At 65.0% G+C, this 14,284-nt stretch carries 13 protein-coding genes and 1 tRNA gene; 5 read left to right on the top strand and 9 right to left on the bottom strand.

Annotation, left to right across the window (positions count from 1 at the left end; translation table 11 throughout):
- Window positions 1-47 precede the first annotated feature (47 nt).
- From VF617_RS12015 to VF617_RS11980, 8 genes are all read right to left on the bottom strand, one after another.
- Window positions 48-575: a GNAT family N-acetyltransferase gene (locus tag VF617_RS12015; RefSeq protein ID WP_331015123.1), complete on the bottom strand. Its 528-nt coding sequence runs from the start codon at window positions 573-575 to the stop codon at window positions 48-50.
- Window positions 572-1,108, bottom strand: a complete 537-nt coding sequence (locus tag VF617_RS12010; RefSeq protein ID WP_331015122.1) for a GNAT family N-acetyltransferase — start codon at window positions 1,106-1,108, stop codon at window positions 572-574. Before VF617_RS12010 ends, VF617_RS12015 begins: the two co-directional genes overlap by 4 nt.
- Window positions 1,105-2,091: a porphobilinogen synthase gene (gene hemB / locus VF617_RS12005; protein WP_331015121.1), complete on the bottom strand. Its 987-nt coding sequence runs from the start codon at window positions 2,089-2,091 to the stop codon at window positions 1,105-1,107. Before hemB ends, VF617_RS12010 begins: the two co-directional genes overlap by 4 nt.
- 151 nt (window positions 2,092-2,242) lie before the next feature.
- Window positions 2,243-5,152, bottom strand: a complete 2,910-nt coding sequence (locus VF617_RS12000; RefSeq protein ID WP_331015120.1) for a valine--tRNA ligase — start codon at window positions 5,150-5,152, stop codon at window positions 2,243-2,245.
- 69 nt (window positions 5,153-5,221) lie between these two features.
- Window positions 5,222-7,249 carry a S9 family peptidase gene (locus VF617_RS11995; protein ID WP_331015119.1) on the bottom strand — a complete coding sequence of 676 codons (2,028 nt, stop codon included), beginning with the start codon at window positions 7,247-7,249 and terminating at the stop codon, window positions 5,222-5,224.
- Between the two features lie 164 nt (window positions 7,250-7,413).
- Window positions 7,414-7,908: a DUF2497 domain-containing protein gene (locus VF617_RS11990; protein ID WP_331015118.1), complete on the bottom strand. Its 495-nt coding sequence runs from the start codon at window positions 7,906-7,908 to the stop codon at window positions 7,414-7,416.
- Between the two features lie 36 nt (window positions 7,909-7,944).
- Window positions 7,945-9,519 (bottom strand): TolC family outer membrane protein, encoded by a 1,575-nt coding sequence (locus VF617_RS11985; protein WP_331015117.1) that lies wholly within the window; start codon window positions 9,517-9,519, stop codon window positions 7,945-7,947.
- 18 nt (window positions 9,520-9,537) lie between these two features.
- Window positions 9,538-10,221, bottom strand: a complete 684-nt coding sequence (locus VF617_RS11980; protein ID WP_331015116.1) for a protein-L-isoaspartate O-methyltransferase — start codon at window positions 10,219-10,221, stop codon at window positions 9,538-9,540.
- A 165-nt stretch (window positions 10,222-10,386) separates the two neighbouring features.
- Between VF617_RS11980 and VF617_RS11975 the strand changes: the two genes are divergently transcribed.
- Window positions 10,387-10,464 (top strand) — tRNA-Cys (locus tag VF617_RS11975).
- Window positions 10,465-10,531: 67 nt separating this feature from the next.
- On the opposite strand, the gene VF617_RS11970 is transcribed toward VF617_RS11975, so the two are convergent.
- Window positions 10,532-10,945: a glycine zipper 2TM domain-containing protein gene (locus tag VF617_RS11970; protein ID WP_331015115.1), complete on the bottom strand. Its 414-nt coding sequence runs from the start codon at window positions 10,943-10,945 to the stop codon at window positions 10,532-10,534.
- Between the two features lie 246 nt (window positions 10,946-11,191).
- Here VF617_RS11970 and VF617_RS11965 point away from each other — a divergent pair, with 246 nt between their 5' ends.
- From VF617_RS11965 to VF617_RS11950, 4 genes are all read left to right on the top strand, one after another.
- The gene (locus VF617_RS11965) at window positions 11,192-11,413 is read left to right on the top strand and encodes a hypothetical protein (protein ID WP_331015114.1); all 222 of its coding nucleotides are present in this window, start codon (window positions 11,192-11,194) and stop codon (window positions 11,411-11,413) included.
- Window positions 11,410-11,673, top strand: a complete 264-nt coding sequence (locus VF617_RS11960) for a hypothetical protein (protein WP_331015113.1) — start codon at window positions 11,410-11,412, stop codon at window positions 11,671-11,673. Before VF617_RS11965 ends, VF617_RS11960 begins: the two co-directional genes overlap by 4 nt.
- Window positions 11,674-11,714: 41 nt before the next feature.
- Window positions 11,715-13,199, top strand: a complete 1,485-nt coding sequence (gene cysS, locus VF617_RS11955; RefSeq protein WP_331015112.1) for a cysteine--tRNA ligase — start codon at window positions 11,715-11,717, stop codon at window positions 13,197-13,199.
- Between the two features lie 139 nt (window positions 13,200-13,338).
- The gene (locus VF617_RS11950) at window positions 13,339-14,274 is read left to right on the top strand and encodes an NAD(P)-dependent oxidoreductase (RefSeq protein WP_331015111.1); all 936 of its coding nucleotides are present in this window, start codon (window positions 13,339-13,341) and stop codon (window positions 14,272-14,274) included.
- Window positions 14,275-14,284: the final 10 nt, after the last annotated feature.

The raw sequence follows: 14,284 nt of genomic DNA, 5'->3' as shown, positions 1-14,284 counted from the left end.
AAACTCTCCCCCGAATGCCGGCGTAGCGGCTCTCGCTTGCCTGGTGATTAACGCCCTGGCCGCGCTATGCGATAGGTAACATGCGCGCGCAGCTGCTCGATCGCGTGGGGATGGTCGAAATCATCCTCGCGCGCACGGATCATGCCCAGCCGCTCCATCAATCCCCAGCTCCGCACATTGCCCGGGGTGGTGATCGCGGCGACCGATTGGATGCCATTGTTCCATGCCCAGTCGAGGCTCGCCCGCGCCGATTCACGCGCATAGCCCCTGCCCCAATGCTCCGCGCCCAGCCGCCAGCCGATCTCCACTTCGCCTTCGATCGGCGTGCCCTCCGCGCCGGGCTTGAGCCCGCAAAAGCCGAGCAAGACGCCGTCGGCCTTCCTCTCGAGCGCCCAGAAGCAATAGCCATGACTATCGTAATATCCGTTCTGCCGATCGAGGAGCGCGTCGGTCTCCTCGCGGCTTTGCAACGGTCCCAGATTTTCCATCACAACGGGATCGCTGCAATGCGCGTGGAATGTCGCGCGGTCGCGCTCTTCCCAGCGGCGTAGGATCAGTCGCTCCGTCTCGATCACTCGGGGCGCTCCGCCGCATAGACGATCATCGCGCCCACCGGGTCTTCGGGCGCATATTCCGGATGGTGGAAATCGAGATCGGCGCGCCGTCGCATTCCCAGTCGCTCCATCAGGCCCCAGCTGCGCGTGTTGCCGATCACCGTCCAGGCCGAGATGCGCGGACGATCGGTATTCGTCCAGCCCCAGGCCAGGCTTGCCTCCGCGGCTTCGCGCGCAATCCCCTGCCCCCAGAATTTCTCGCCGATCCGCCAGCCGATCTCGAGCTCTTCGGGAACCGGGGTTCCGGGATGCCCGCCGATGCGCGCGCCGCACACGCCGGCAAGCTCGCCGCTATCCCGCATTTCTACCGCCCACATGCAATGGCCGAAGCGCGCCTGCTGCTGGATCTGCCTGTCGATGATCGCGTCATGCTTCGCTTGGCTCACCGAACCACCGAAATGCTCCATCATCGCGGGCGTGTTGGCTAGCGCATGAAACACCGGCTTGTCATCCTCGCGCCACGGCCGGAGGATCAGCCGTCCAGTCTCGATCATGCGCGCAGCAGCTTGGCCGCGAGCGGCGCGTGGTAGGTCAGCACGCCCGTGCAGCCGGCGCGCTTGAACGCCATCAGCGTCTCCATCACCAGCGCGTCACGCTCCCCCGCGCCCGCAGCCGCCGCGGCCTCGATCATCGCATATTCGCCGCTCACCTGATAGGCGAAGACCGGCACCTCGAACTCGCGCTTCACGCGCGAGATGATGTCGAGATAAGGCAGCCCAGGCTTCACCATCACGCTGTCCGCCCCCTCGGCCAGGTCCAGCGCCACTTCACGCATCGCCTCCTCGGCATTGGCCGGGTCCATCTGATACGTCTTCTTGTCGCCCTTCAGCAGCCCGCGCGAGCCGACCGCGTCGCGGAACGGGCCGTAGAACGCGCTCGCATATTTGGCGGCATAGGTCATGATCTGGACGTTGAAATGCCCCGCACCCTCCAGCGCCTGGCGGATCATGCCCACTCGCCCATCCATCATGTCGCTCGGCGCGACGATGTCCGCCCCCGCCTCGGCCTGCACCAGCGCCTGCTGGGCCAGGATTGCGGCGGTCGTATCGTTGAGCACATAGCCGCCTGCGTCCACCAGTCCGTCATGCCCATGCGCGGTGTACGGATCGAGCGCGACATCCGTCAGCACGCCGATCCCGGGCGCGGCATCCTTGATCGCGCGGATTGCGCGGCACATCAGATTGTCGGGGTTGAGCGCCTCGCGCCCGTCATCGGTGCGCAGCTGGGCGGGAGTGTTGGGAAACAGCGCGACGCAGGGGATGCCCAGCCCTGCTGCTTCCTTCGCACGCTTCGCCACATCGGCCACCGACCAGCGCGACACCCCGGGCAGCGAGCCGATCGGCTCCTCCCGGTTTCCATCGGTCACGAACAGGGGCCAGATCAGGTCCGCCGGCGTCAGCACGGTCTCGGCATGCATCCGCCGGCTCCACGAGGAGGCCCGGGTGCGGCGGAGTCGGAGGGCGGGATAGTGCGACATGGCAGGGCTTTAGGGCTTCTGCTCCCCTCCCTGCATGGGTGGGGCTGGGGGTGGGTCGTGTCTGGGAGCCACGGATGAACCAAGCCCGCGGTCGCCGTATCACGAGCACGCCACCCACCCCTCGATCCCCTCCCTTGCAGGGAGGGGAAGCTCACCCCAGCCGCGCCAGCGCCGCGCCGAGCCGCTCGGCCTCGGCGGCCTTCTCGGCGTGGTCGGCTAGCGCCTTCTCCACCGCCTCGGGCTTGGCGCGCTCCACGAAGCTGGGATTGCTGAGCCGGCCGGCGAGACCGTCGCGTTCCTTTTCGGCCGCAGAAACCGCCTTGGCAAGCCGCACACGCTCGGCATCCACGTCGATCAACCCCTCGAGCGGGATCATGTAGGTCGCCTCATCGACAACGATCTGGGCGGCCGTCCCTTGCCAGCCCATCGCGAACTCGACTTGCGAGAGCCGCGCCAGACGCGTGAGCGACTGATATTGCCGATTGATCCGGTTTTGGGTCTCCTGCCCCGCATCCTTGTGCAGCAGCCGAACCTGCGCGCCCGGTGGAACGTTCAACTCGGTCCGCGCGCTTCTGATTTCCGAGATCAGCCTGATGAGCCAGTCGACCTCCCGCGCCGCTTCGGGATCGAGCGCTCGGGCATCCGCCATCGGCCAGTGCGCGACGATCAGCTCGTGCTCGCGCTCCCCCATCTTCGACCAGAGCTCTTCGGTGATGAAGGGCATGAACGGGTGGAGCATCACCAGTATCTGGTCGAGCACCCAGCCCGCGACGGCGCGGGTTTCGTCAGCCCCCTCGCTCCCAACCCGCTCACCCTGAGCTTGTCGAAGGGCCGGGGGTGCCTGGCCGTCGACAGGCTCAGGCTGAGCGGGGGCCTGGGGCTGCAGCACCGGCTTGATCAGTTCGAGATACCAGTCGCAGAAGCGGCTCCAGGTGAACTGGTAGATCGTATTCGCCGCCTCGTCGAAGCGCACGTCGGCCAGCGCCAGGTCGAGCGCCTGCACGGTCGCCACCGTTTCGGCGATGATCCAGCGATTGACCGCCAGGCTCGCCGCGGGCGGCTCCAGCGTCGCGCTCGCGCCGATCCCGTTCGACTGGCAAAAGCGCGCCGCGTTCCACAGCTTGGTCGCGAAGTTGCGGTATCCCTCGATCCGCCGCTCATCCATCTTGATGTCGCGGCCCTGGCTTTCCATCGCCGCCATGAAGAAGCGCAGCGCGTCGGCGCCATATTGGTCGATCAGCCCCAGCGGATTGACGACATTGCCCTTGGACTTGGACATCTTCTGCCCATCCGCCGCGCGCACCAAACCGTGGAGATACAAGGTCTTGAACGGCACTTCCTTGAGGAAGTGCAAACCCTGCATCATCATGCGGGCATCCCAGAAGAACAGGATGTCGAAGCCCGAGATGAGGATGTCGTTGGGATAGCGTCCGCCTAAAGTCTCCCTCTCCCCTTCAGGGGAGTTCCGGGTCGGTTGTGCCCCCGGCACAACCTCAACATCGCGGGGCGATGTTGACCCGGAACTGGTCGGGGAGAGGGGCAAGTGCGGCGCACTATCGACAGGCCCCTCTCCCCGGCCCTCTCCCCGCAAGCGGAGAGAGGGAGAAGAGTCCGGCCAGCCCATCGTCGCGAAGGGCCAGAGCGCGGAGGAGAACCAGGTGTCGAGGACGTCGCTGTCCTGGGTGAGCGTTACACCCTCCCCCGCCTCGGCTTGCGCTTCAGCCTCGCTCTCCGCGACAAAAATGCTGCCATCCTCAGCGAACCAAGCCGGAATCCGATGCCCCCACCAAAGCTGCCGCGAAACGCACCACGGCTGGATGTTCTCCATCCAGTTAAAGTAGGTTTTCTCCCAGCTCCTCGGCACGATCCGCGTCGCCCCCGAGCGGACCGCCTCGATCGCCGGCTTGGCCAGCGTCGCGGCGTCGACATACCATTGGTCGGTCAGCCACGGCTCGATCACCACGCCCGAGCGGTCGCCATAGGGCGTCGCGATGGTGCGCGGCTCGGCGTCGTGCTCCACACCTTCCTCGTCGATATGCGGGATCAGGAAGCCTTCGGCCTTGAGCCGTTCGACCACAGCCTTGCGCGCCGCGAAGCGCTCCATCCCGATCAGCTCGTCCGGGATCAGGCCATCACTGGTCTGCGCGATATTCGCCTTGGCATCGAGCATGTTGAGCATCGCGCCGGCCTTGAAGCCTGCGCGCTTGCCCACTTCGAAATCGTTGAAGTCATGCCCCGGCGTGATCTTCACGGCACCCGAGCCCAGCTCGGGATCGGCATGCTCGTCGGTGATGATCGGGATCAGCCGGCCGGTGATCGGCAGCCGCACCTGCTTGCCGACCAAAGCCGCATAGCGCTCGTCAGTCGGATGTACCGCCACGGCCATGTCCGCCAGCATCGTCTCGGGACGCGTGGTCGCGACTTCGATGAACCCCGACCCATCGGCAAGCGGATAGCGCAGCCGCCAGAAGCTCCCCTTGGTATCCGTTGTTTCGACTTCGAGGTCGCTGATCGCGGTGCCAAGGCCCGGATCCCAGTTCACCAACCGCTTGTCACGATACAGCAGGCCTTGCCGATACAGCTCGACGAATACCTTGAGCACGGCCTTCGAAAAGCCCTCGTCCATCGTGAAGCGCTCGTTCGCCCAGTCCATCGAGCAGCCGAGCCGGCGGAGCTGCTGGGTGATTTCGCCCCCGCTCTCTTCCTTCCACTCCCAGACCTTGGCGATGAATTCCTCGCGGCTGAAATCGGTGCGCTTCTGCTGCTTCTCGCCGAGCTGGCGCTCGACCACCATCTGCGTGGCGATGCCGGCATGGTCGGTGCCGACCACCCAGCGCGCATCCTTGCCCTTCAGCCGCGCGTGGCGGACCAGGATGTCCTGCAGCGTGTTATCCAGCGCATGGCCGATATGCAGGCTGCCGGTCACATTGGGCGGCGGATTGACCAGCGTCCAGGGCTCCGCCCCGGGCCGCTCGGGCGCGAACAGGCCGTTGGCCTCCCAATGCGCATACCAGCGGGATTCGATTTCGGCGGGATCAAAGGTTTTGGGAAGTTCGGACATATGGAGCGGCGCTTAGCGCGAACCTTGCCGAAACCAAACCCCCGCCTGCCCGTGGATGTGGCGAGCCCGCTATTTCGTATATTTCCCCAGCCACCCCAGCACTTCACCATACCATTGCATCGAGTTCTTGGGCTTGAGCACCCAATGGTTCTCATCGGGGAAGACGAGCAGCCGCGAATCGATCCCCTGCCGCTGGAGCGCGGTGAAGCTGGCGAGGCCTTGGGTATAGGGAATGCGGAAGTCCTTCTCGCTGGTGATCACCAGCATCGGGCTCTTCCACTTGGTCACGTGGTGGACCGGGTTCCATTTCTCATAAGCGGCGGGGTCCTGATAATAGGTCTTGCCGCCATGCTCCCATTCGTCGAACCACAATTCCTCGGTCTCGTAAGCCATCGCGCGCGCATCGAAGACGCCGTCATGCTGGACCAGGCATTTGAACCGGTCGGGCCATTGCCCCGCGATCCAGTTCATCATGTAGCCGCCATAGGAAGCGCCAAGCGCGCAGGCATTGTCACCGTCGAGGTAAGTGAATTTCTCGGTAGCGGCTTTCAGCCCCTTTTGCAGGTCCTCGAGCGGCCATCCGCCCCAATTGTTCTGGATTGAGTCAGTGAAGGCCTGGCCATAGCCGGTCGATCCGTGGAAATCGACCGAGACCACCGCATAGCCGGCGCCGGCGAACACGGCGGGATTCCAGCGATACGACCAGCTATTGTTGCTCGAACCCTGCGGCCCGCCATGTACGATGAACGCAACCGGCGCCTTCTCGCCTTCCTTCAGATTCGCCGGTCTCGCGACATAGCCCCAAACCTTGTCATTGTTGGCGCCGGTGAAGCTGAAGCGCTCGATTTTGGGCAGGCTGATTCCTGCGAATTTCTCGGCGTTTACCTGTGTCAGCCGCTCCTGCTTCTTGCCCGAAAGGCGATAGAAATCGTCTGGCCCCAGCAGCGAGTTCATCGCGAACACTACGCCCGCCTTCGTCGGCACCACGGCCGAGACGACCCCTTCCTGGGTGAGCCGTGTGACTTTCCCGCTTTTCGGATCGACTGAGAAGATCGGCTCTTCCTGCGTATCCTGCGCGGTGACGTAGATCGTCTTTCCATCCGGCGCCCAGGCGATCGAGGCGACCGAGCGGTCCCAGCCCTGAGTGAGCGCCCGCGTCGTGCCGTTGGACAAGTCGCGCAGCATCAGCACCTGCCGGTCGGCCTCATAAGTCGGCCGGGCCATCGCGAAATAGGCAAGCCATTTGCCGTCGGGCGAGGCCGTCGGGAGGTTGTCCATCCCGTCATTGTCGGCGGTCAGGTTCACCGGCGCGGATGAGCCGTCCGCGGGTGCTGCGAATATGTCGAGATTGGTCGAGTTGGGCTCGGTCCGTCCCGCCTCGCGCAGCGCGAAATAGATCGTCTTGCCGTCCGCCGACCAGTTCAGCTCCTCGCCCCCGCCAAAGGGCTTGGAGGGCGTATCGCCATCGAGTTGCGGCGCGATCGGCACCGCTACGGCGTTGGACTGACCGATCGGGATCACGAACAGCTGCGAGCGATCCCCATTGGCCCAGCTGTCCCAGTGGCGAACGAACATCTTGTCGAACACGCGGCCGGAGCCCGCATTGGGGTCCTTCTTGATCATCGCGGGCTCGATCGTCGGCGCGCCGGGCTTGCGATCCGCCCAGACCAGCAGCTTGCCACCATCGGGAGAGAGCTTGAACCCGCTGAAGCCTCCGGCGGGCGTTGCGACTTCGGCCTGTTCGCCTCCGGTTGCCGCGATCGAGCGCACGCTGTCAGCGCCGCCCTTGTCCGATTGGAAATAGACCCGGCCATCGGGCCCGAATTGCGGGCCGGTCTCGTTGACATCGCCTTCGGCGACCAGCTTTTCGGGCGCCGCGCCTTTACTGCTCAGATCGAGTCGCCACAGATCGTAGCGCCCGCGATTGGCCGCCAGATCGGTCTCGCGCTGCTGCCAGACCAGCCACTTGCCATCGGGCGAGGCGGCGGGCGCACCAACGCGCGAAAGCTGGGCCACGTCTGCGATCGTGAGGTCACGGGCCGTGGCGGGAACGGCGGCGAAAGCGAGCGCGACGCCCGCCAGGAAGATATGCTTCATGGGGAGAAGGTAGAGCAGATGGTTGCAGCGGTTACAATCGCAACGGTTGCCAAAATGCCGTCACCGCAGGCAGTTCTCCTGCGAAAGCAGGAGCCCAGGGTTACAAACGAAACGCTGCTTGGCTCTGGACCCCTGCTTTCGCAGGGGAACAGATAAGGCCGAAATCAATCCCGCCCGGTAATCCGCGAGATTTCCTTCGCCACCATCGATTCGACCACTTGCGGAAGATTGGCGTCGAGCCATTCGCGCAGCATGGGCTTGAGCAGCTCGCGGACCAGTCCCTCGAGCGTGTCCGATCCCGCCACGTCGGGCTTCACCACCATTCGGGACAGGGCCTCCAGCGGCCCACGGGTGGCCTCCGCCGCGCGTTCCGACAGGATCGGCTCGATCGCCCGGGCAGGTTCGGAGGGAGTCGGCGCGCCCATGGGCATCGGAGTTTCCTGTTTGATTTCAGGTGCTTCTTGGGCGATCGGCTCGTCAGGCACAAGCTCGCTGAGTTCAAGCACTTCATCAACGTCCGCGCGCGGCGAAGGCGCCGCACCCGTGCGGCTGCCCCGGCGGGTACGCGTCGCCACAGCCGCATCGCCCTCTTCGGCGATGATGCGCTTTATCGACGAGAGGATCTCCTCCATCGATGGCTCGCTGCTGATGTCCCCCATCCGTCGCCTACTCCCTAAAAGCGCCGGAGCGTTCCATCATTGATTTGTGCCTGTGCTGTCAACCGGACGCTGCAGAAGCGGGGTGAGCGGCGCAGTCACATTGGGGGTCTGCGCCGGCGTTCCGCGCGTCCTGGTGCCCAGCGCTTCGGGGTCCTTGTCGTCATCCCAGTCCCAGATCTTGCCGCGCACGCGGTTATAATTGGCCAGCGGGTCGTAGAGCGGTCCGCCCTCCAGCCCCAGATCCTCCGCCTCGGCGCGGCCCATCACCGCAAGCAGCGTAAAGCCCGCGACATAGGCGTCGCGCTCGGCCGTCACATATTGCACCTGGCTGTTAAGCAATTCCTGCTCGGCATTAAGGATATCCAGGATCGTGCGCGTGCCGACGCTGTTCTCCGCGCGGACGCCCTCCAGGCTCAGCCGGTTGGCCTCCACTGCGATCCGCGACGATTCGATCACCCGCAGCGACGATTGATAGGTCGCGAAGGCCGAACGTGCCTGAGCGATCACGCCGCGCTCGGCAAAGGTCACGCCCTCCAGCGCTGCCGCGCGGCGCGCCTGTGCCTGGCGCACCAGAGCCGCGGGACGGCCGCCCTGGAACAGAGGCAGGGAAAGCTGCGCGCCAAGGGTGGTCGACAGGCCGTCGCTGCCCAGGCCCTGGGCCCGCGCCTGGCTGCTCACCGAGCCGAGATAATTGTAATAATCCCCGCCCACGCCAACGCTGATCTGCGGCAGCCGGCTGGCCTTGGCCACGTCGATGTCGAATCGCGTCGCATCGCGCACCTTCTGCGCGGCCTCTAGGTTCGGATTGTTGGCCAGCGCCGTATCTTCAGCCACGACCACATCATCGGGCAGGTTCGGCAATGCCGGCGGCTGCGCGAGCACGCCGGGAGGCGCGCCCACCACGCGAATGTAATTCTCGCGGCTGCCGATCAGCCGTGCCTCCGCGCTGCGCAACTGGCTCTGCGCCAGCGCCAGCCGCGCTTCGGATTGCGCCACGTCCGTGCGGGTCAGGTCGCCCACTTCGAATCGGTCGCGCGTCGCCTGGAGGTTGACGCCCAGCACGCGGGCATTCTGCTGGTTCAGCCGCACGATCGATTCGTCGCGCAGCACATCGACATAAGCCGTCACCGCCTGTGTGAAGATATCCGCCTCGGCCCCGCGCAGATTGGCGCGGCCGGCCTCCACGCGCGTTTCCGCCGCACGTACCGAATTGCGCACTGATCCGCCGCTATACACCGGCACCGATAGGTCGAGCCCCACCGAGCCGCGGCGCGAGGGACTGAGCGGAGAAGCGTCGCTGTCGTACAGGCTGTTGCTGAACGAGCTGCTCGAATTGACGCCCGGCAGCCCCTGCGAGCGGGCGATCGGGACATTCTCGTCATTGGCGCGCTGGTTGGCGCGCTCGCCCTGCAAATCCGGATTGGTGTTATAGGTCGCCACCAGCGCATCGCGCAGCGTGGTGGTCGGCTGGGCCTGGGGCGGCGCGTCGGGCGTGGCCGTGGTCACGGTGACCGTCCGCGCGGTGCCCTGGGGCGTAGTCGTGGTCTGCGCAGCCGCCGGGGCGGCAATCGCGGTGAGGCTCACGCCCAGGAGCAGAAAGGAAAATCGCATCTTCTTTGTCTTCTTACGTCAGAATTGGAAGGTACGTAGGCGAGCGAATCCGGGAAGCACAGCGCATTCCAAGTCGGTAAAGTCCATCATGCCGAAGCCACCCTGCGTGCGCCGCCCGGCGGCAAGCCGGGTGATTCCCCGGTCTGCCACGCCCGAGACCAGGCGGCCACCGGGCTTGAGCTGCCCAACCACCGCTTCGGGAACCTGTTCCACTGCGCCATCGATCACCAGCAGGTCATAGGGCGCGCCTTGGGCCCAGCCGGCGTTCAGCGGCCCCTCGACCAGTTCCACATTGGCAGTCCCGGCCAATGCGCCACGCGCAAGCGCCACCAGTGCTGGGTCCTCTTCGAGCGCGACCACCGATCCGGCGAGCCGGGCGAGCAATGCCGCGGCATATCCGCCCGCCGCGCCGACCAGCAACACATGTTCGCCCGGACGCACCGCCGCCTCGGTCAGCAGTCGCCCGGTCGCCAGCGGCGAATTATGATCGCGCCCATTGCCCAGCGGCAGCAGCGTGTCGCGATAGGCGATCGCCTGATGCTCGGGCGGCAGAAAGGCTTGGCGGGGAACCCGGGCCATCGCCTCGACGACGCGCGCGTCGCTGACGGCGTTGGTCCGCAGCTGACTCGCCACCATCGCATGGCGCATCGCCTCGAAGCGGTCTGCTTCGACGGGCGCGGGGTCGACCGGCAGGGTCATCATTGCTCCGCTTCTCTCGCACAGCCGTATTAGCCATGCAATACACTTGTTGGTTCCGGCGCTTGTATCGCTTCCGAACCCCCTCGCCAAGCGAAGTAAGCGCGATTTTTGCAGCGCAATGTTGACAGGCGGCAAGCGCCCTGCGCATTCCCCGCCGCCTGCCCGGATGGCTCGATGGCGGAGTGGTCAATCGCAAGGGACTGCAAATCCCTACAACCGTGGGTTCGAATCCCACTCGGGCCTCCATTTCGGCAGACATGAAAAGGCGCCCGCGAGACGATCGCGAGCGCCTTTTCTTTAATCCGATGCGGATTTATCGGTGGTTGCCGCGACGGCGCTTGCCACAACCGCCGCTGTCGATTTCGCTGCCGATGAGCGCGCCTGCGCCCGCGCCCAGGATCGTACCGGTCCGGCTGGCACGGTAGCCGTCGCCGCGCCCGATCTCCCCGCCAAGCAATGCGCCAAGCACGCCGCCTACGATCATGCCGGTCGAATTGCTGCAGCGCTGGTTGCGACGATAGCGCATGCCGTTGCTGCGATATCCCTCAGTGTAGCGATTTCCGTAATCGGCCCGAAACTCGGCGCCGCGGAAATCGTCGCTGCGATATCCACTGCCCGGATAGTATCCACCTGCGGCATAGCCATAGTCCTGCGCCGAGGCGGGCGCCGCTGCGACGCCGCCCAGGACTACAGCGGCTGTGAGCGCGGCTGCAAAAAGAGCTTTCATTGTCTGTCTCCCCCGGGAAGTGGCGAGGATTCGCTGGCCCGTGGGCCCTTACTATAGTTACGCGACTGGAACGATGCTGAACAGCCCTGTTATTGCGGTTCAGGGTGACATCGCAACTGATCCATGCTGTTGCTCATCTGCCACTCATCGACAGCAGAACACAGTTCGTCGGCGGCGTTTCGAGCCGCGCGCGGAACAAAGCGCGATTCGCGCTCGTTTAACCAGCGATCGACAGGGAGACGACGAATGTACGATTTCGGCATCCGCCAGGCTCATACCGGCTATCGCGTTGCATACCGTCCGCATGAGACGAATCACTGCCCGGGCTGCGGCAAATCCCAATGGATGATCGGCCGGATGACTGCCGAGTGTGCCTTTTGCGCGACGGCGCTTCCGCTCGTGGCAGGCGCCAGCACCGGAATCAGCGCGCTCCGCCGGCCGCCTTACGCAGTGCCGCTCGCAGCATGACCGACCTTTCCGTTACTTCGCCTGTCGAGCGCATTGCACGCGTGATCGCCGCGGAGGCGCTGAGCGTAAACGCGCAAGGCGAAGATGCGAGCGCATCGGGAATGGTCGATGCGGTGTGGCGTGAGGAAATCGATCGCGCTCGCGCCGTGCTGAAGACGTTGCGCGAGCCCACGCCCGAAATGGTTCAGGCCGGTCAAGGCGCGGGCAGCAGCCCAGCCGAGATCTGGAGCGCGATGGTCGCCGCCGCGCTCGAAGATTAGAGGGAGTTTGCAGCGCTGGCCCCAGCGGCTATTGCGCCGCCATGCCTGGCCTTACCCTATATAATTCCCTCACCCGCAGCCTTGAGGCTTTCGAGCCGCTCGACCAGGCCAGGGGCGTGCGTGTCTATTCGTGCGGGCCGACTGTCTATAATTACGCGCACCTGGGTAACCTGCGCGCATATGTCTTTACCGACACGCTGAGCCGGACGCTGACGTGGAAAGGCTATCCGCTCACTCACATCATCAATATCACCGATGTCGGCCACCTTACATCTGACGCCGATGCGGGCGACGACAAGATGGAAGCCGCGGCGCGCGCGCAGGCCAGGAGCATCTGGGAGATCGCCGCGCATTATACCGATGCGTTCAAGGCCAATATCCGCGACCTCAACATCCGCGAGCCCTCGCGCTGGTCGGTGGCGACCGATCACATCGCCGAGATGATCGATTTCGCGAAGCAGATCGCGATCGATCACTGCTACGAGCTCGATACCGGCCTTTATTTCGACACTTCGACGGTCGCCGATTACGGTCGGCTGGCCGGTGCGCAGGACGATGCCGCGGAGGGGCGGATCGATCCTGTAGCGGGCAAGCGCCATCCGCAGGATTTTGCGATATGGCGCAAATCGCCGCCGGGCGAGCAACGCCAGATGGAATGGGATTCCCCCTGGGGCATGGGTGCGCCCGGCTGGCATCTCGAATGCTCGGTGATGAGCCTGAAATATCTCGGCGCCCCGTTCGATATCCACACCGGCGGCATCGATCACCGCGAAATCCATCACCCCAACGAAATCGCGCAGAACCAGGCATTCTGCGGCTGTAGCGACAGTGGTGCGCATTTCTGGATGCACAACAATTTCCTGGTCGATCGCAGCGGCAAGATGTCGAAGTCAAAAGGGGGCTTCACGACGCTCCAGTCGCTGATCGACGCCGGCGTGCATCCCCTCGCTTATCGGCTGCTGTGTCTCCAGGCGCATTACCGGTCTGAGCTTGAGTTCAGTACTGAGAACTTGGCGGCAGCGCTCGTGCGACTTAAGCGGATGATCAAGGTCGTCGATGTCCAGCTTTGGCGGGAATACGAAGCCACCGGAGACGCCGTAAATCACCCTTCGCGCTACCTGCCCATTCCGCGTGAAAAATGGGCCGAGGCTGACGTGGCTGGGGTTCTTACGGATTTTGAGGCCGCGATCTCACAGGACCTGAACACGCCACGGTGCCTCCCGCTTCTAGAAGAAGTGCTGGTTGATCCGACCATCGACAATACAAAGCGCTGGCATCTCATTGCCACAATCGATGAGGTTCTCGGATTAAACCTCCTATCGACTAGGCGCTCGGACCTCCGCATCCGCCCGGCAAGCGCCACGGTTTGCGCCGAGGACATCGAAGCCCGCCTAGTTGAACGCAAGGAAGCCCGCGCCGGCAAGGACTTCGCCCGCTCGGACGCGATCCGCGACGAGCTCGCTGCCGCCGGCGTCGAAGTGATGGACGGCGATCCGCTCGGCTGGGACTGGAAGCCGGCGCTCTGATCCTCCCGCCACGGGGAGGTGGCAGCGCAACGCGCTGACGGAGGGGGCTCTCCACCGGCGACGCGCTCGCGGCACGGCCCCTCCACCAGCTTCGCTGGTCCCCCTCCCCGTGCCGGGGAGGATCAGCTAAGCTACACCCATGAAAGCCGTTCTCCCAGCCCTCGCCCGCCCCCTCGTCGAGCCCCGGCTTCCCCCCGGCCTGGACGTGCACTGGTTCGCCAGCCCCGATGAAGCGATCGCCATGGTGGCTGATGCCGATATCGGCTGGCTCGACAACAATCAGCCCGGCGAATGGGCGCGGATCGTGGCGGCGGCGGGCAAGCTCAAATGGCTGTCCACCATTTATGCCGGGCTGGATCGCCTCGACACCCGGGCGCTGAAGGCACGCGGCACGCGCGTCACCAATGGCAGCGGCGTCAATGCCCACACCGTGGCCGAATATGCCGTGATGGGAGCGCTGGTCGCCGCCAAGCGCTTCGACCAGGTCGTGCGCATCGCCGGCACGCGCCAATGGCCCTTTGACGCGCCCGGCAAGCTCGAATTGTTCGAAACCAATGCGCTCGTCATCGGATACGGCACGATCGGCAGGCTGATCGGTGAGCGGCTTGCGGCGTTCGGCGTGACGGTCACCGGCGTCACCCGTTCGGGCGCACCGGGCACGATCGGCCCCGATCAGTGGCGAGACAGGCTCGGCGATTATGACTGGATATTCCTCGCCGCGCCCGCCACCCCGCAGAGCGCCGCGATGATCGGGGAGGCGGAGTTGCGGGCGATGAAGCCCTCCGCCTGGATCATCAACGTGGGCCGCGGCGAGCTGATCGACCAGGATGCGCTGATCGAGGCATGCGCCAAGCGCCGCATCGCCGGCGCCTTCCTCGATACTGTCACGCCCGAGCCGCTCCCGCCCGAACATCCGCTGTGGACCGCGCCAAACATCATCCTGTCGATGCATTTGTCGGGCCGCAGCCAGACCAGAATGTTCGTGCGCGCCGCCGCGCTCTTCGTGGAGAACCTCCACGCCTTTGTCGAAGGGCGGCCGCTCAAGAACGAAGTCGATCTCGCCGCGGGCTATTGAAGGAGAACCG

The organism is Sphingomonas sp., from assembly GCF_036388215.1.
GTDB lineage: Bacteria > Pseudomonadota > Alphaproteobacteria > Sphingomonadales > Sphingomonadaceae > Sphingomonas.
This window is presented reverse-complemented; position numbering and strand designations above follow the sequence as displayed.

Excerpts from the sequence above, each read along its gene's own strand:
- VF617_RS12010 (WP_331015122.1), bottom strand. The coding sequence starts at position 1,108 with ATGATCGAGACTGGACGGCTGATCCTCCGGCCGTGGCGCGAGGATGAC.
- hemB (WP_331015121.1), bottom strand. The coding sequence starts at position 2,091 with ATGTCGCACTATCCCGCCCTCCGACTCCGCCGCACCCGGGCCTCCTCG.
- VF617_RS12000 (WP_331015120.1), bottom strand. The coding sequence starts at position 5,152 with ATGTCCGAACTTCCCAAAACCTTTGATCCCGCCGAAATCGAATCCCGC.
- VF617_RS11995 (WP_331015119.1), bottom strand. The coding sequence starts at position 7,249 with ATGAAGCATATCTTCCTGGCGGGCGTCGCGCTCGCTTTCGCCGCCGTT.
- VF617_RS11990 (WP_331015118.1), bottom strand. The coding sequence starts at position 7,908 with ATGGGGGACATCAGCAGCGAGCCATCGATGGAGGAGATCCTCTCGTCG.
- VF617_RS11985 (WP_331015117.1), bottom strand. The coding sequence starts at position 9,519 with ATGCGATTTTCCTTTCTGCTCCTGGGCGTGAGCCTCACCGCGATTGCC.
- VF617_RS11980 (WP_331015116.1), bottom strand. The coding sequence starts at position 10,221 with ATGATGACCCTGCCGGTCGACCCCGCGCCCGTCGAAGCAGACCGCTTC.
- VF617_RS11970 (WP_331015115.1), bottom strand. The coding sequence starts at position 10,945 with ATGAAAGCTCTTTTTGCAGCCGCGCTCACAGCCGCTGTAGTCCTGGGC.
- VF617_RS11965 (WP_331015114.1), top strand. The coding sequence starts at position 11,192 with ATGTACGATTTCGGCATCCGCCAGGCTCATACCGGCTATCGCGTTGCA.
- VF617_RS11960 (WP_331015113.1), top strand. The coding sequence starts at position 11,410 with ATGACCGACCTTTCCGTTACTTCGCCTGTCGAGCGCATTGCACGCGTG.
- cysS (WP_331015112.1), top strand. The coding sequence starts at position 11,715 with ATGCCTGGCCTTACCCTATATAATTCCCTCACCCGCAGCCTTGAGGCT.
- VF617_RS11950 (WP_331015111.1), top strand. The coding sequence starts at position 13,339 with ATGAAAGCCGTTCTCCCAGCCCTCGCCCGCCCCCTCGTCGAGCCCCGG.